This window comes from Erwinia sp. (genome assembly GCF_049696395.1).
Classification (GTDB): Bacteria; Pseudomonadota; Gammaproteobacteria; order Enterobacterales; family Enterobacteriaceae; genus Erwinia.
Genome location: NZ_JBAVTT010000042.1, coordinates 28798 through 45296 on the forward strand (window position 1 = coordinate 28798; position 16499 = coordinate 45296).

The 16499-nt window shown below is 54.2% G+C and carries 12 protein-coding genes; 11 read left to right on the top strand and 1 reads right to left on the bottom strand.

All coding sequences use genetic code 11. The features are described 5' to 3' along the window. Positions 1–12 precede the first annotated feature (12 nt). From atpA to glmS, 6 genes are all read left to right on the top strand, one after another. Positions 13–1554: a F0F1 ATP synthase subunit alpha gene (gene atpA / locus WCC56_RS05950; protein ID WP_424691486.1), complete on the top strand. Its 1542-nt coding sequence runs from the start codon at positions 13–15 to the stop codon at positions 1552–1554. Between the two features lie 54 nt (positions 1555–1608). Then, positions 1609–2478, top strand: coding sequence for a F0F1 ATP synthase subunit gamma (atpG, locus tag WCC56_RS05955; protein WP_424691487.1), 870 nt, complete (start codon positions 1609–1611; stop codon positions 2476–2478). Positions 2479–2539: 61 nt separating this feature from the next. After that, positions 2540–3922, top strand: a complete 1383-nt coding sequence (atpD, locus tag WCC56_RS05960) for a F0F1 ATP synthase subunit beta (protein ID WP_424691488.1) — start codon at positions 2540–2542, stop codon at positions 3920–3922. A 24-nt stretch (positions 3923–3946) separates the two neighbouring features. Then, entirely contained in the window at positions 3947–4366 is a 420-nt protein-coding gene (locus WCC56_RS05965; protein ID WP_424691489.1) for a F0F1 ATP synthase subunit epsilon, read from the top strand. A 125-nt stretch (positions 4367–4491) separates the two neighbouring features. Then, complete coding sequence (glmU, locus tag WCC56_RS05970) at positions 4492–5862, top strand: bifunctional UDP-N-acetylglucosamine diphosphorylase/glucosamine-1-phosphate N-acetyltransferase GlmU (RefSeq protein WP_424691490.1); 1371 nt, start codon at positions 4492–4494, stop codon at positions 5860–5862. Positions 5863–6046: 184 nt separating this feature from the next. Further along, complete coding sequence (gene glmS / locus WCC56_RS05975; RefSeq protein WP_424691491.1) at positions 6047–7879, top strand: glutamine--fructose-6-phosphate transaminase (isomerizing); 1833 nt, start codon at positions 6047–6049, stop codon at positions 7877–7879. A gap of 102 nt (positions 7880–7981) precedes the next feature. On the opposite strand, the gene uxaC is transcribed toward glmS, so the two are convergent. Further along, the gene (gene uxaC / locus WCC56_RS05980) at positions 7982–9391 is read right to left on the bottom strand and encodes a glucuronate isomerase (protein ID WP_424691492.1); all 1410 of its coding nucleotides are present in this window, start codon (positions 9389–9391) and stop codon (positions 7982–7984) included. Positions 9392–9706: 315 nt separating this feature from the next. On the opposite strand from uxaC, the gene WCC56_RS05985 reads away from it, so the two are divergent. The 5 genes from WCC56_RS05985 (at position 9707) to pstC (ending at position 16480) form a co-directional block, all read left to right on the top strand. Next, positions 9707–11014, top strand: coding sequence for an MFS transporter (locus tag WCC56_RS05985; protein ID WP_424691493.1), 1308 nt, complete (start codon positions 9707–9709; stop codon positions 11012–11014). Between the two features lie 30 nt (positions 11015–11044). Continuing rightward, positions 11045–13411 (top strand): TIM-barrel domain-containing protein, encoded by a 2367-nt coding sequence (locus tag WCC56_RS05990; RefSeq protein WP_424691500.1) that lies wholly within the window; start codon positions 11045–11047, stop codon positions 13409–13411. Between the two features lie 96 nt (positions 13412–13507). Beyond that, positions 13508–14251 carry an FCD domain-containing protein gene (locus tag WCC56_RS05995; RefSeq protein WP_424691494.1) on the top strand — a complete coding sequence of 248 codons (744 nt, stop codon included), beginning with the start codon at positions 13508–13510 and terminating at the stop codon, positions 14249–14251. A 140-nt stretch (positions 14252–14391) separates the two neighbouring features. Continuing rightward, a complete protein-coding gene (gene pstS / locus WCC56_RS06000) occupies positions 14392–15432 on the top strand; it encodes a phosphate ABC transporter substrate-binding protein PstS (protein ID WP_424691495.1) in 1041 nt (346 codons plus the stop codon). An 85-nt stretch (positions 15433–15517) separates the two neighbouring features. Continuing rightward, positions 15518–16480, top strand: a complete 963-nt coding sequence (pstC, locus tag WCC56_RS06005; protein ID WP_424691496.1) for a phosphate ABC transporter permease PstC — start codon at positions 15518–15520, stop codon at positions 16478–16480. Positions 16481–16499 lie beyond the last annotated feature (19 nt).

Sequence of the window (16499 nt, forward strand, 5' to 3'; positions counted from 1 at the left end):
GGACTGGAGCATATGCAACTGAATTCCACCGAAATCAGCGAACTGATCAAGCAGCGCATTGCTCAGTTCAATGTAGTGAGCGAAGCTCACAATGAAGGCACTATTGTTACCGTCAGTGACGGCATCATCCGCGTAAACGGCCTGGCCGATGTTATGCAGGGTGAGATGATCGCACTGCCGGGCAACCGTTACGCAATCGCACTGAACCTGGAGCGTGACTCCGTGGGTGCAGTAGTGATGGGCCCCTACGCTGACCTTGCCGAAGGCATGAAAGTTAAGTGTACTGGCCGTATTCTTGAAGTACCCGTTGGTCGTGGCCTGTTAGGCCGCGTGGTGAACACCCTGGGTGCACCAATCGACGGTAAAGGCGCAATCGACAACGATGGCTTCTCGCCAATCGAAGTGATTGCACCAGGCGTAATCGATCGCCAGTCCGTTGACCAGCCTGTACAGACTGGCTACAAGTCAGTCGATGCGATGATCCCAATCGGCCGTGGCCAGCGTGAGCTGATCATCGGTGACCGTCAGACCGGTAAAACCGCGATGGCGATCGATGCGATCATCAACCAGCGTGATTCTGGCATCAAGTGTGTGTACGTCGCTATCGGTCAGAAAGCGTCGACTATCGCTAACGTGGTTCGCAAACTGGAAGAACACAATGCGCTGGCTAACACCATCGTTGTTGTGGCTACCGCTTCTGAGTCTGCTGCTCTGCAGTACCTGGCTCCGTATGCTGGTTGCGCCATGGGCGAATACTTCCGTGACCGCGGTGAAGATGCACTGATCGTGTACGATGACCTGTCTAAACAGGCTGTTGCTTACCGTCAGGTTTCCCTGCTGCTGCGCCGTCCGCCAGGTCGTGAAGCGTTCCCTGGTGACGTGTTCTATCTCCACTCCCGTCTGCTGGAGCGTGCTTCTCGCGTTAACGCTGAGTACGTTGAAGCGTTTACCAAAGGCGAAGTGAAAGGGAAAACCGGTTCACTGACCGCACTGCCAATTATCGAAACTCAGGCTGGCGACGTTTCTGCGTTCGTTCCGACCAACGTAATCTCGATTACTGATGGTCAGATCTTCCTGGAAACCAACCTGTTTAACTCTGGTATTCGTCCAGCAGTTAACCCGGGTATTTCGGTATCCCGTGTGGGTGGTGCAGCTCAGACCAAGATCATCAAGAAACTGTCCGGTGGTATCCGTACCGCTCTGGCACAGTATCGTGAACTGGCAGCGTTCTCTCAGTTCGCTTCCGATCTGGACGAAGCGACCCGTAAGCAGCTGAGCCACGGTCAGAAAGTGACCGAGCTCCTGAAACAGAAACAGTATGCGCCGATGTCTGTAGCGCAGCAGGGTCTGGTGCTGTTTGCGGCCGAGCGTGGCTTCCTGACTGACGTCGAACTGGCGAAAATCGGTAGCTTCGAAGCGGCGCTGCTGGCTTTTGCGGATCGCGATCACGCTGAGCTGATGGCTGAAATCAACCAGGCTGGTAACTATAACGGCGAAATCGAAGAGAAGCTGAAAGGCCTCCTCGAAACGTTTAAGAAAACCCAGTCCTGGTAATGTCTGGCGGCTTGTCTCTTAGGGGACAAGCCGCAAGGCTTTGAGGAGAAGCTTATGGCCGGCGCAAAAGAGATACGTAGTAAGATCGGAAGCGTCCAGAACACGCAGAAGATCACCAAAGCGATGGAGATGGTCGCTGCCTCTAAAATGCGTAAATCGCAAGAACGCATGGCGGCCAGCCGTCCTTATGCAGAGACCATGCGCAAAGTGATTGGTCACATTGCGTTAGGGAATCTGGAGTACAAACACCCATACCTGGACGAGCGTGACGTTAAGCGCGTTGGCTATCTGGTCGTGTCTACCGACCGCGGGCTTTGTGGTGGTTTGAACATTAACTTGTTCAAACGCGTGCTGGCAGATATGAAAAGCTGGTCTGAGAAAGGCGTTGAGAGCGATCTCGCGATTATCGGATCGAAAGGCCTTTCGTTCTTCAGCTCTGTCGGTGGCAACGTTGTTGCCCAGGTGACCGGCATGGGAGATAAACCTTCCCTGTCCGATCTGATTGGCCCAGTGAAAGTGATGCTGCAAGCCTATGACGAAGGTCGTCTCGACAAGCTGTTTATCGTCAGCAACAAATTTATCAACACCATGTCCCAGTCTCCACAAATCGTTCAGTTGCTGCCGTTACCGCCAGCAGATGAGAGCGAAGGCGTGGTGAAGAAGAGTACCTGGGATTATCTGTATGAGCCGGATCCGAAAGCGCTGCTGGACACATTACTGCGTCGCTACGTCGAGTCCCAGGTTTACCAGGGTGTTGTAGAGAACCTGGCCAGCGAGCAGGCCGCACGTATGGTGGCGATGAAATCCGCAACCGACAACGGCGGAAACCTGATCAAAGAGCTGCAGTTGGTATACAACAAAGCTCGTCAGGCCAGCATCACCCAGGAACTTACCGAGATTGTCGGTGGGGCCTCCGCGGTTTAACCAGGTATACCCTGCCAGCTGTTAGCGGCGGGGTATGAACGAATTAGGTAGAGGATTCAAGATGGCTACTGGAAAGATTGTCCAGGTAATCGGCGCCGTAGTGGACGTCGAGTTCCCTCAGGACGCAGTACCACAAGTGTACAGCGCCCTTGAGGTTCAAAATGGTGATGCTCGTCTGGTGCTGGAAGTCCAGCAGCAGCTGGGTGGTGGCGTTGTTCGTACCATCGCCATGGGGTCTTCCGACGGCCTGAAGCGCGGTCTGGAAACGGTTGACCTTGAGCACCCGATTGAAGTGCCAGTGGGCGTTGCCACACTGGGCCGTATCATGAACGTGCTGGGTGAGCCTATCGATATGAAAGGCGACATCGGCGAAGAAGAGCGTTGGGCTATTCACCGTCCTGCTCCTTCTTACGAAGATCAGTCAAACTCGCAAGAGCTGCTGGAAACCGGCATCAAAGTTATCGACCTGATGTGTCCGTTTGCTAAAGGCGGTAAAGTCGGTCTGTTCGGTGGTGCTGGTGTAGGTAAAACAGTAAACATGATGGAGCTGATCCGTAACATTGCGGCTGAGCACTCAGGTTTCTCTGTCTTTGCCGGTGTGGGCGAGCGTACCCGTGAAGGGAACGACTTCTACCACGAAATGACCGACTCCAACGTTATCGATAAAGTGTCACTGGTCTATGGCCAGATGAACGAGCCACCAGGAAACCGCCTGCGCGTAGCGCTGACCGGTCTGACCATGGCTGAGAAGTTCCGTGACGAAGGTCGTGACGTTCTGCTGTTCATCGATAACATTTACCGTTACACCCTGGCCGGTACTGAAGTATCAGCACTGCTGGGTCGTATGCCTTCTGCAGTAGGTTATCAGCCAACGCTGGCGGAAGAGATGGGCGTTCTTCAGGAACGTATCACCTCTACCAAGACCGGTTCAATCACTTCCGTACAGGCCGTTTACGTTCCTGCGGATGACTTGACTGACCCATCACCAGCCACCACCTTTGCTCACTTAGATGCAACCGTGGTACTGAGCCGTCAGATCGCTTCTCTGGGTATCTACCCAGCGGTTGACCCACTGGATTCTACCAGCCGTCAGCTGGATCCACTGGTTGTTGGTCAGGAGCACTACGACACTGCGCGTGGCGTTCAGTCCCTGCTGCAGCGTTATCAGGAACTGAAAGACATCATCGCCATCCTCGGTATGGACGAACTGTCTGAAGAAGACAAACTGGTGGTAGCACGCTCTCGTAAGATGCAGCGTTTCCTGTCCCAGCCGTTCTTCGTGGCAGAAGTCTTCACCGGTTCACCTGGCAAATATGTGTCTCTGAAAGATACCATCCGTGGCTTTAAAGGCATCATGGAAGGTGAATTCGACCATATGCCAGAGCAGGCTTTCTACATGGTTGGTTCCATCGAAGAAGCTGTAGAAAAGGCGAAGAAACTGTAATAACGGTTTCTGTGGAGGGTAATTATGGCTATGACTTTTCACCTGGACGTTGTCAGCGCAGAACAGCAGATGTTCTCCGGTCTGGTACAAAGCATCCAGGTATCAGGAACTGAAGGTGAGCTGGGTATTCGCCCAAATCACGCTCCACTCCTGACCGCCATTAAACCTGGTATGGTTCACATCGTTAAACAGCAGGGTGACGAAGAGTATATCTATCTCTCCGGCGGCGTGCTGGAAGTGCAGCCTGGCGCGGTTACCGTGCTGGCTGACACTGCGATCCGTGGTACCGACCTCGATGAGGCCCGTGCAATGGAAGCAAAACGCAAAGCCGAGGAGCACATGAACAGCTCCCACGGTGATGTGGACTTTGCAACCGCGTCGGCTGAACTGGCTAAAGCGATCGCCAAACTGCGCGTGATCGAGTTAACCAAAAGAGCGATGTAACTCAGGTTTAATCTGCATGAATGCCAGTCAGGAAACTGACTGGCATTTTTTTTGCCGAGAAAAATGTAGTATTTTCACCGTTAAACCGTTTTACTTCCGTTTAATAACTGAATTTCAGGATGTCTATGTCTACCAGCGCAATGAGCGTGGTGATCCTTGCTGCCGGCAAGGGAACCCGCATGTACTCCGACTTGCCTAAAGTGCTGCACCGTCTGGCTGGAAAGCCGATGGTGCAACACGTCATTGATGCCGCTACCAAGCTTGGCGCTGACAAGGTTCACCTGGTCTATGGCCACGGCGGCGAGCTGCTGCAATCAACCTTAACGGACCCGGCGCTGAACTGGGTATTGCAGGCCGAACAGCTGGGAACCGGCCATGCGATGCAGCAGGCTGCGCCGTTCTTTGCCGACGATGAAGACATTCTGATGCTGTATGGCGACGTGCCGCTGATCTCTGTAGAGACGCTGCAGCGTTTGCAAAGCGTGAAGCCAGCAGGCGGTATCGCGCTGCTGACGGTCATTCTGGATAATCCCACTGGTTACGGTCGTATCCTTCGTGAGAACGGCTCAGTAGTGGGAATTATCGAGCAGAAGGATGCCTCGCCTGAGCAACTGGCGATTACCGAAATTAACACCGGTATTTTGCTGGCAAACGGTGCCGACCTGAAGCGCTGGCTGAGCAAGCTGACCAACAACAATGCTCAGGGCGAATACTACATTACCGATATCATTGCCCTCGCCCACCAGGAAGGCCGTGCAACGCAAGCGGTGCACCCTTCCCGCTCTACTGAGACCGAAGGGGTGAATAATCGCCTGCAGCTGGCAACTCTGGAGCGTGTGTACCAGGCTGAACAGGCTGAGAAGCTGTTGCTGGCAGGTGTGATGTTGAAAGATCCAGCCCGTTTCGATCTGCGGGGTGAACTGACCCACGGACGAGACGTGGAGATCGACACCAATGTGATTATCGAAGGCAAGGTAACGCTGGGCGATCGGGTCAAGATTGGCAGCGGCTGTATCCTGAAGAACTGCGTGATAGGTGATGACTGTGACATCAGTCCTTACAGCGTGGTAGAGGAAGCCGAGCTGGCCTCAGCCTGTACGATTGGGCCCTTTGCCCGTTTGCGTCCGGGTTCACAGCTGGCTGAAGGTGCCCACGTGGGTAACTTCGTCGAAATGAAAAAAGCCTCTTTAGGCAAAGGCTCCAAGGCTGGTCATCTCAGCTATCTTGGCGATGCGAAGATCGGCTCTAATGTGAACATTGGCGCTGGCACCATCACCTGCAACTACGACGGCGTGAACAAATCGCTGACCGTGATTGGGGATGATGTGTTTGTGGGGTCGGATACTCAGCTGGTGGCTCCGGTCACTGTTGCTGCCGGTGCGACCATTGCCGCCGGAACCACGGTGATGACAGACGTTGCCGCCGCAGGCCTGGTGTATAACCGCAAAGACCAGAATCTGAAAACAGACTGGCAGCGCCCGGCTAAGAAGAAGTAAGCACTAACCGGGTAACGCAGGTTGCCCCCAAATTATTCAGAGGAGGGACTCATCCCTCCCGCAAAAGCAGTTATAAATATAATCCCCACTCTCTACAAAGGCTCGGGGAACCGGAGAAATCCGGACTAATCAGGTCAGAAGACAAAGTTAATGACCCTGTGGGTCATGACGTAGGAATAACATTATGTGTGGAATTGTTGGTGCAGTAGCCCAGCGTGATATCGCTGAGATCTTGCTTGAAGGGTTACGCCGTCTCGAATATCGGGGCTATGACTCTGCTGGTGTTGCAGTAGTTACCGCAGAAGGCCAGGTTACGCGCCTGCGTCGTGTGGGGAAAGTGGCCATGCTGGCCGAAGCGGCTGAAACCAGACCATTAGTGGGTGGTACAGGCATTGCGCATACCCGTTGGGCCACGCACGGCGAGCCTTCCGAGGCTAACGCGCACCCTCATATCTCTGAACACATCATCATCGTGCACAACGGCATCATTGAAAACCATGAGCCGCTGCGTGCCCTGCTGATCGAACGTGGCTATAAGTTTGCCTCCGAAACTGACACTGAAGTGGTTGCTCACCTGGTTCACTGGGAGCAGAAGCAACAGGGCGGTTCACTGCGTGAAGTGGTGCAAAGAGTGATCCCTCAGCTGCGTGGTGCTTATGGCATGGTGATCATGGACAGCCGCGATCCGTCCTTGCTGGTGGCGGCACGTTCTGGCAGCCCGCTGGTGATTGGCCGTGGCGTGGGTGAGAACTTCATCGCTTCCGATCAGCTGGCTTTGCTGCCTGTTACCCGTCGCTTTGTCTACCTTGAAGAAGGCGATATTGCTGAGATCACCCGCCGCGACGTCACCATTGTTGATCGTCAGGGTGAGCAGGTAAAACGCACCGAAATCGAATCCAACGTGCAGTACGATGCTGGCGACAAAGGCCAGTTCCGTCACTACATGCAGAAGGAGATTTACGAGCAGCCGATGGCGATCAAAAACACCCTTAGCGGGCGTTTTAGCCACGGTGAAGTGGATCTCTCTGAGCTGGGGCCGCAAGCCAATGAGCTGCTGAAGCAGGTTGAGCATATCCAGATCGTCGCCTGCGGGACGTCCTACAACTCCGGCATGGTGTCGCGCTACTGGTTCGAAGCGCTGGCAAACGTCCCTTGTGACGTAGAGATTGCTTCCGAATTCCGCTACCGCAAATCCGCCGTACGTAAAAACAGCCTGTTGATCACCCTTTCCCAGTCTGGTGAAACGGCGGATACGCTGGCTGCTCTGCGCCTGTCTAAAGAGCTGGGTTATCTTGGTTCTCTGGCGGTGTGTAACGTGGCCGGTTCTTCGCTGGTGCGTGAGTCCGATCTGGCGCTGATGACCAAAGCAGGCACCGAAATTGGTGTGGCCTCGACAAAAGCTTTCACCACTCAGCTGACCGTGTTGCTGATGCTGGTGGCTAAAGTGGGCCGTTTGAAAGGCATGGACCCGCAGATTGAGCAGGATATCGTTCACGGCTTGCAGGCACTGCCAAGCCGTATCGAGCAGATGCTGTCGCAGGACAAGCTGATCGAGGCGCTGGCAGAAGACTTCTCTGACAAGCACCATGCGTTGTTCCTGGGCCGTGGCGATCAGTATCCGATCGCGATGGAAGGGGCGCTGAAGCTGAAAGAGATTTCCTATATCCACGCGGAAGCCTATGCGGCAGGTGAACTGAAGCATGGCCCTCTGGCGTTGATTGATGCCGACATGCCGGTCATTGTGGTGGCACCGAATAACGAGCTACTGGAAAAACTGAAGTCGAACATCGAGGAAGTCCGCGCGCGTGGCGGTTTGCTGTACGTGTTTGCCGATCAGGATGCAGGTTTCAGTAATTCGGAAGGAATGCGGATTATCCCTCTGCCGCATGTAGAAGACATTATCGCCCCCATTTTCTACACCGTTCCACTGCAGATGCTGTCTTACCACGTAGCGCTGATTAAAGGCACGGATGTTGATCAGCCGCGTAACCTGGCGAAGTCAGTGACGGTGGAATAACCTCTCTCTTCAGCTCATTGCCACGCTGGGATGACTGAAGCGCAGGAACGAAAAACCCGGCTCTGCTGTAAAAAGCAGAACCGGGTTTTTTATGGGAGCCACTCAGGTTCTGGCAAAATACCGCTGAGCATTGTTGTAGCTGATGTTCTGTACCATCTCGCCAACCCATTCCATCTCGTACGGGATCTCGCCCTGTTCCATCAGTCCACCCAGCAGGTTGCAGAGGATGCGGCGGAAGTACTCGTGGCGTGTATAGGACAGGAAGCTTCTGGAGTCGGTCAACATGCCGACGAACTGGCTCAGTAAGCCAAGCTGCGAAAGTTGCTCCAGCTGGCGCTGCATCCCGTCTTTCTGATCGTTGTACCACCAGCCGGAACCGAACTGGATTTTGCCTGCAATGCCACCCCCCTGGAAATTACCGGTCAGCGCAGCAATCATCTCGTTATCCCTTGGATTCAGGCAGTACAGGATGGTTTTTGGCAGTTGGTCGGTTTTATCCATCTCATCCAGCAGCTGCGACAGCTCAAGGGCGTAAGTGCGGTCGCCAATCGAATCAAATCCAGTATCTGCACCCACCAGCTTAAACATCCGGCTGTTGGTATTTCGTAATGCACCAATGTGGTACTGCATGACCCAGCCACGTTGTGCATATTGCTGACCTAACCACACCAGAACGGCAGTAGTGAAGCCAGCGACTTCCTGCTCATCAAGTGTCTGCCCGGCAACACGGCGTTGCAGCAGGCTGCTTAGCGTGGCTTCTGCGGGGACTGGCGCAAAGCGCACGACTTCAATGCCGTGATCGGCCGCGCGGCAGCCATGTGCATCAAAGTGATCAAGACGGCGAGTTAATGCGGTTAGCAGGCTGTCCCAGTTAGTGATCTCGCAGTCCGCCGCTTCCCCAAGCTGATTGAGATAGTCGGCAAACCCTTCCAGCTCGATTTTAAAGGCACGGTCCGGACGCCAGCTTGGCAGGATCTCCGTGTCGAACGAGGTATCGCTGGCGATCTGGCGATGAAAGCGAAGGTCGCTGATCGGATCATCGGTGGTGCCCACCATTTTCACCTTCATCTGCCGCATAATTCCGCGAGCGGAGAATTCAGGCGTGGCCAGCTTCTCTTTGCACTGCAGCCAGATGCTTTCTGCAGATTCAGGGGTGAACAGCTTGCCAGTGATACCAAACGGTCGCTTCAGCTCCAGGTGCGTCCAGTGATAAAGCGGATTCCCCAGCGTTTTCGGCACGGTCTGTGCCCAGGCCTGATATTTATCGTAGTCGCTGCCGTTGCCGGTAATGAGCGATTCGGCAACGCCTGCGGCACGGAGCGCGCGCCATTTATAGTGATCGCCCTCAAGCCAGATCTGGCTGAGGTTCTCAAACTGACGATCTTCAGCAATATCCTGCGGATTCAGATGGCAGTGATAGTCATAGATTGGCATATCAGCCGCATAGCGGTGATAAAGCTCGCGTGCTGCATCACTGCGCAGTAAGAAATCTTCACCCATAAACACTGTCATTGATTACGCTCCGTTTTGCCAGACACCCCATTTCAGGGATATTTGGTTGACCACTTTTCGCTGTAATGCTCGCATTCGCTCATTTAATGGTCGAAGAAAGGCTGTTAACCGTCATAAAACACCAAATTCGCGTTTTGGTCGACCAATATTGGTTATTGTTGTGAGTGATATCACCCATCTGCACATTTCTTGTTGACCACTTTTTCACCTTGTCCGCAAGATGCGGGCAACCAGGGTGATGGTGTAGATCAGAAATGCGGCTGCTAAAGGACATGACTGACCGCCGCTGTTACCTCTTTCGACCGGAGATAAGCGATGAGCCTGGCTGCAAATAGTGCGCAAGAAGCGGTGGGTAGTAAGAGAAAAGTCAAAAAGTTACGCTGGTGGATCCTGGTGCTGTTCTTGCTGGGCGTCACCGTTAACTACCTGACCCGAAACTCACTGGGCATTCTGGCCCCGGAGTTAAAAACCAGTCTGGGGATCACCACTGAACAATACTCCTATATTGTCGGCGCCTTCCAGATAGCCTACACGCTGTTCCAGCCAATCTGTGGCTGGCTGATAGATGTCATTGGCCTCAAGATGGGCTTTGTCATTTGCGCCAGTATCTGGGCGGTGGTCAGCCTGTTACATGCTGGCGCGGGAAGCTGGATCCATCTGGCGTTCCTGCGTTTCTTCATGGGGGCAGCGGAAGCGGCCGCCACGCCGGCTAATGCCAAAACCATCGGGGACTGGTTCCCGAAGAAAGAGCGCCCGATAGCGGCTGGCTGGGCTGGCGTCGGCTTTTCTGTGGGTGCGATGCTGGCTCCGCCCATCATCTACGTCACGCACTCCTACTGGGGATGGCAGGGCGCCTTCCTGTTCTCTGGCGCCCTTGCTGCTGCCTGGGTTGTGCTTTGGTTGCTGTTCTATCATGCCCCGGAAGATCACCCTCGCCTCGACAAAGATGAACTGGCTTTTATCAAACAGGATAATGAGCCAGAACCGGTCAGACTGCCGTTCTTTACCGCGCTGAAAACCGTGGGCAAAAACAAGCGTTTCTACGGCATTGCCATCCCGGCCTTTATGGCCGAACCTGCCTGGGCCGTTTTAAGCTTTTGGGTTCCGCTCTATCTGGCCAGTGAACGCGGTATGGATTTAAAACAGATCGCCATGTTTGCCTGGCTGCCGTTTCTGGCTGCCGATCTGGGCAGCATCGCCAGCGGTTATCTGACGCGCCTCTACACCCGCTGGTTTGGCTGCTCGCTGGTGAACTCCGTGGTTGCCAGCTCCGTCACCGGTGCTTTCCTGATGCTGTCACTGGCGCTGGTGGCGCTCACCAAAGACCCTTACATCACTATCATCCTGATCTCGATTGGCGGCTTTGGTCATCAGGTGATCTCCTGCATGTTAAGTGCGCTGGTGGTGGAATCCTTTGATAAAGGCCAGATGGCCACCGTCAACGGCATGCGTGGCTCCTTTGCCTGGATCGCCAGCTTCCTGTTCTCGCTGTTGATTGGCGTCACTGCAGACACCATCGGATTTAACCCACTGTTTGTAGCGATGGGCTTCTTCGACCTGATTGGTGCGGTGTTCCTGGTCGCGTTTATTGCAGAGCGCCGCAGCAAGTCGCGCGTGGCCTGATTTAAGACTGACAATTTTGAAGAGTAAATGATGAAAACATTGAAAAACTGGGTGTTACAGCAGAAAACTGCCGAATTTGTTGAGCTTTGCGTCGATGAGAAGCACCTGTTCCGCCTGTATGTGCTGGAGCAGGGATTATGCAGAGTGCTGGTTAAGCAGAAAGGAGAACTGGCACTGGATCGGACCTGGAGTATTGCGCCAGAAGCTGACGTGCCGTGGGAAGGTCGTCTGCGTGAAAGCTGTGAAGGCTTCTCGCTGCCGGGTTATCAGTGTGAGGCTCAGGGCGACAAGCTGGTGGTGACCACCGATTGCCTGCGTGTCACTCTCCACCAGCCGTTGTGGCTGGAGTGGGACTATCTTAGCGAAGACGCTGGATGGCAGCCGCTTTGCGCTGATCGCCCTACGGGCGCGTATCTGCTTAATGCGCACGGTGATGGCGTGGCGCATTACCAGCGCCGTTACACTGAAGATAACTATTACGGCTTAGGCGAAAAAGCGGGCGATCTTAACCGCACCGGTGGGCGCTATGAAATGCGCAACCTGGATGCGATGGGCTACAATGCCGCCTCAACCGATCCGCTCTATAAGCACATTCCTTTCACCCTGACTCGCCACGATAAGGTCAGCTTCGGGCTGTTTTATGACAACCTGAGCACCACTCAACTGGATTTGGGCAACGAGCTGGATAACTACCATCTGCCTTATCGCCGTTACCAGGCAGAAGCGGGCGATCTGGACTATTACCTGTTCCTCGGGCCAAAAGTGCTCGATGTAACCAAGGCCTTTGTTCGTCTGACCGGGAAAATGCTGTTCGGGCCGAAATGGAGCCTGGGTTACAGCGGATCGACCATGCATTATACCGATGCGCCAGATGCGCAGAACCAGCTGATGAACTTCATCACGCTGTGTCGTGAAAATGCTATCCCCTGCGACTCGTTCCAGCTTTCTTCAGGCTACACCTCCATTAATGACAAGCGTTACGTCTTTAACTGGAACTACGACAAGGTTCCACAGCCAGAAGTGATGAGCGGCGCATTCCATGAAGCTGGCATGAAACTGGCGGCTAACATCAAACCTTGCCTGCTGCAGGATCACCCGCGCTATGACGAAGTGGCACAGAAGGGCCTGTTTATCCGTGATTCTGAATCAGATGCTCCTGAACGCTCGGTATTCTGGGATGACGAAGGGTCACATCTGGACTTCACCAATCCAGCTGCCGTTGCCTGGTGGCAGGAAAATGTCACCAGCCAGCTGCTGGAGAAGGGGATAGATTCTACCTGGAATGACAACAATGAATATGAGGTGTGGGATGGTGAGGCTCGCTGCCACGGTTTTGGTCAGCCGTTGCCGATCAAGCTGATCCGCCCGGTGATGCCTTTGCTGATGATGCGTGCCTCCATGGAAGCTCAACAGCGGTTCGCACCAGAGAAACGTCCTTTCCTGATCTCCCGTTCTGGCTGTGCCGGGATGCAGCGTTACGTGCAAACCTGGAGCGGGGACAACCGCACTAACTGGCAGACGCTGCGTTATAACACCAGGATGGGCGTAGGCATGAGCCTCTCCGGCTTATATAACGTCGGGCATGATGTTGGCGGCTTCTCCGGCGTGAAGCCCGATCCGCAACTGTTTGTCCGTTGGGTCCAGAATGGCGTGATGCACCCGCGTTTTACCATTCATTCATGGAACGACGATCACACCGTTAATGAACCCTGGATGTACCCGGAAGTGACGCCAGCCATTCGTGAAGCGATGGCGCTGCGCTATCGCCTGATGCCTTACCTTTATACTTTGCTGTGGCAGGCCAGCCAGGACGACGAGCCGATGCTGCGCCCTACGTTCCTCGATCATGAGCACGATCCCCGTACCTTCGAAGAAACCGATGACTTTATGTTGGGTCGCGATCTGCTGGTGGCCAGCGTGGTCGAGCCGGATCAGCTTCAGCGTTCGATCTACCTGCCAGCAAATACCTCGGGTTGGTACGATTATTACAGCGGTCAGTGGCACCAGGGCGGCCAGACTATTACCGTTGAGGCACCCCTGGACAGGCTGCCATTAATGGTCAGAGCGGGCGCGGTGCTGCCGCATGCCAGCCGGGTGGGGCATATCGATAATGGCAAGGATGACCAGCGTACGCTGTTGCTGTTCCCTGCTAAAGGCTGCGCTGAAGAGACCGGTATGCTGTTCGAAGATGATGGTGAAAGCTGGGAGTGGCAGCGCGATGGCGCGCTGTGGCTCAGCTGGACGGTGTGCAGTGATGCAGAACGGATCGACATCCAGTTCACTCCTCGTGGAAGCTATCGCCCGGCATGGAAAACGCTCCGCCTGCAGTTGCCAGCAGGAGAAACCCGTACGTTGACCCTTAACGGCGAGCAACAGGAGAGCTGGACGCTGCCGTAAGCGGCTGAATGAGTCAACCAGAGAGGCATTCTGGTTGACCACTCTACGGCATTTTCCTACTATCTGAAGCTGTATTTCCTGATCGGGGCTGGGGTTATGAGTGTTGAAGTAAGGCGTCAATACCGGGAAGTCGGTGAATACCTGAAAGGAGAACTGCATTCAGGAAAATATCTCATCGGCACCCGTCTACCGCCTGAGCGGGATATTGCTGAGCTGGTGGGCGTCGGTCGATCAGTGGTGCGCGAAGCCCTGATCATGCTGGAAATTGAAGGCTTCGTGGAAGTGCGCAAAGGTTCCGGTATCTATGTGATAGCGGTGCCTGGCGATCGTCAGGAAGAGAGTGGGGCTTCACTGATTGGGCCTTTTGAACTGCTGCAGGCCAGGCAGCTTCTTGAAAGCAATATCGCCGAGTTTGCGGCGTTACAAGTGACGCCTGCAGATATAAAGAAGATGCGCGCCGCGCTGGATGCCGAGGTTAAAGATATCGAAACCGGTGGCGAAGAGGATGGCGACAAACTGTTCCATCTGGCGATTGTCGAAGCTACCCACAACAATATGCTGACCGAGATGTGGAAGCAGTGCTGGGCCCAGCGGGAGAACAACCCTATGTGGCAACAACTGCATGAGCGCATCTCCAGTAAGGAATACCGCCGTGAATGGCTGAAGGATCACCAGCTGATTCTGGCTGCGTTACAGAAAAAAGATGCCGCCGCGGCTAAACTGGCGATGTGGACGCATCTGGAGAATGTAAAGTTACGTCTGATGGCCCTGTCAGATGTGGATGCCCCTGAATTTGATGGCTATCTTTTCGGCTCCTGGCCTATCCGCGTGACTCCCTGACTGAATATCACCCATCGTCACAAAACTGTCATAAAGCGTACATTTTACTGTCATCAAACTGTCCTATTTTGCCTCCAGCAGCAATGATTATTCATTATTAAAATGGCGTTAAGCCAGACTTTTAATCCCCTGGAGGGAACATGACACTGATGCAAAAAACCCTGGCTCAATGTGTAGCTGTAACCCTTTCGTTGACCGCGGTTTCTGCTTTTGCAGCCACCAATCTGACCGGTGCTGGTGGAACTTTCCCTGCGCCTGTTTACAACAAATGGGCCGCAGATTACAACACAGCTACCGGCGCTCAGGTTAACTACCAGGGCATCGGTTCTTCCGGTGGCGTTAAGCAAATCATCGCAAAAACGGTCGATTTCGGTGCTTCTGATGCGCCAATGAAAGATGAAGATCTGCAGAAAAACGGCCTGTTCCAGTTCCCTACCGTGATCGGTGGCGTGGTTCTGGCCGTGAACATCCCTGGCATCAAATCGGGTCAGCTGACGCTGGACGGTAAAACTGTCGGTGACATCTACCTGGGTACCATCAAGAAGTGGAATGACCCGGCTATCACCAAACTGAACCCAGGCGTAAAACTGCCAGACAGCAACATCAACGTAGTTCGCCGCGCTGACGGTTCCGGGACTTCATTCGTGTTCACCAGCTACCTGGCTAAAGTGAACAGCGACTGGAACAGCAAAATCGGTAAAGGCAACACCGTTAACTGGCCAACCGGTCTGGGCGGTAAAGGTAACGACGGCGTCGCCGCTTTCGTTCAGCGTCTGCCTGGCTCAATCGGCTATGTTGAATACGCTTACGCCAAACAGAACAACCTGGCCTACACCAAGCTGATGGATGCAGACGGTAAAGCGGTCTCTCCAAGCGAGAAGAGCTTCAGCAACGCCGCTAAAGGCGCTAACTGGAGCGAATCTTTCGCCCAGGACCTGACCTTCCAGAAAGGTGACGATGCCTGGCCAATCTCTTCCACCACCTTCATCCTGGTGCAGAAAGAGCAGGCTAACGCTGAGAAAGGCGAAGCTGTGCTGAAATTCTTCGACTGGGCTTATAAAAACGGTGGCAAAACCACTAACAGCCTGGACTACGCTTCACTGCCAGACTCTGTGGTTGAGCAGATCCGTGCAGCCTGGAAAACCAACGTGAAAGACAGCTCAGGTAAAGCTCTGTACTAAGCTGTTGTAGGGGCTGGAATGATCTGGCCCGTTCCCTCGGGCGGCACCTTCGTGCCGCCCCTACACTTTCAACATCGAGAACTTTATGGCTGCAACCAAGCCGACATTCAAAGCCCCCGGCAAGCAGGGTGACATCATTTTCGGTGCGCTGGTAAAACTGGCTGCGCTGATTGTGCTGCTTCTGCTCGGCGGCATTATTGTCTCTCTGATCATCTCCTCCTGGCCCAGCATTCAGAAGTTTGGTTTCTCGTTCCTTTGGACCAAAACCTGGGATGCGCCTAACGAACAATTTGGTGCGCTGGTACCGATTTACGGTACCGTCGTGACCTCTGTTATCGCGCTGATTATTGCCGTTCCGGTCAGCTTCGGTATCGCCCTGTTCCTGACTGAACTGGCACCTAACTGGCTGCGCCGCCCCTTGGGCACGGCGATTGAGCTGCTGGCCGCCATTCCCAGCATTGTGTACGGCATGTGGGGCTTGTTTATCTTCGCTCCGCTGTTTGCCACTTACTTCCAGACTCCGCTGGGCGACCTGATGGCGAACATTCCCATCGTCGGTACGCTGTTCTCGGGTCCGGCATTTGGTATCGGTATTCTGGCTGCCGGGATTATCCTGGCGATTATGATCATCCCTTACATCGCTTCGGTGATGCGTGATGTGTTTGAACAAACACCGGTGATGATGAAAGAGTCGGCTTACGGCATCGGCTGCACCACCTGGGAAGTGATCTGGCGCGTCGTGCTGCCGTTCACCAAAAACGGGGTGATTGGCGGTGTGATGCTCGGTCTGGGCCGCGCTTTGGGTGAAACCATGGCCGTAACTTTTATCATCGGTAACACCTACCAGCTCGACAGCCCTTCGCTGTTTATGCCGGGTAACAGTATTACTTCCGCGCTGGCTAACGAATTTGCTGAAGCGGAATCAGGCGTGCATACCGCAGCCCTGATGGAGCTGGGCCTGATCCTGTTTGTGATTACCTTTATCGTCCTTGCCTGCTCAAAATTCATGATTTTGCGCCTGGCGAAAAGTGAAGGAGCGCGCTCATGACCACGATGGAATTGCAGTC

Bases quoted from the DNA above. Each gene is read 5' to 3' on its own strand.
- atpA (WP_424691486.1), top strand. From the start codon at position 13: ATGCAACTGAATTCCACCGAAATCAGCGAACTGATCAAGCAGCGCATT.
- atpG (WP_424691487.1), top strand. From the start codon at position 1,609: ATGGCCGGCGCAAAAGAGATACGTAGTAAGATCGGAAGCGTCCAGAAC.
- atpD (WP_424691488.1), top strand. From the start codon at position 2,540: ATGGCTACTGGAAAGATTGTCCAGGTAATCGGCGCCGTAGTGGACGTC.
- WCC56_RS05965 (WP_424691489.1), top strand. From the start codon at position 3,947: ATGGCTATGACTTTTCACCTGGACGTTGTCAGCGCAGAACAGCAGATG.
- glmU (WP_424691490.1), top strand. From the start codon at position 4,492: ATGTCTACCAGCGCAATGAGCGTGGTGATCCTTGCTGCCGGCAAGGGA.
- glmS (WP_424691491.1), top strand. From the start codon at position 6,047: ATGTGTGGAATTGTTGGTGCAGTAGCCCAGCGTGATATCGCTGAGATC.
- uxaC (WP_424691492.1), bottom strand. From the start codon at position 9,391: ATGACAGTGTTTATGGGTGAAGATTTCTTACTGCGCAGTGATGCAGCA.
- WCC56_RS05985 (WP_424691493.1), top strand. From the start codon at position 9,707: ATGAGCCTGGCTGCAAATAGTGCGCAAGAAGCGGTGGGTAGTAAGAGA.
- WCC56_RS05990 (WP_424691500.1), top strand. From the start codon at position 11,045: ATGAAAACATTGAAAAACTGGGTGTTACAGCAGAAAACTGCCGAATTT.
- WCC56_RS05995 (WP_424691494.1), top strand. From the start codon at position 13,508: ATGAGTGTTGAAGTAAGGCGTCAATACCGGGAAGTCGGTGAATACCTG.
- pstS (WP_424691495.1), top strand. From the start codon at position 14,392: ATGACACTGATGCAAAAAACCCTGGCTCAATGTGTAGCTGTAACCCTT.
- pstC (WP_424691496.1), top strand. From the start codon at position 15,518: ATGGCTGCAACCAAGCCGACATTCAAAGCCCCCGGCAAGCAGGGTGAC.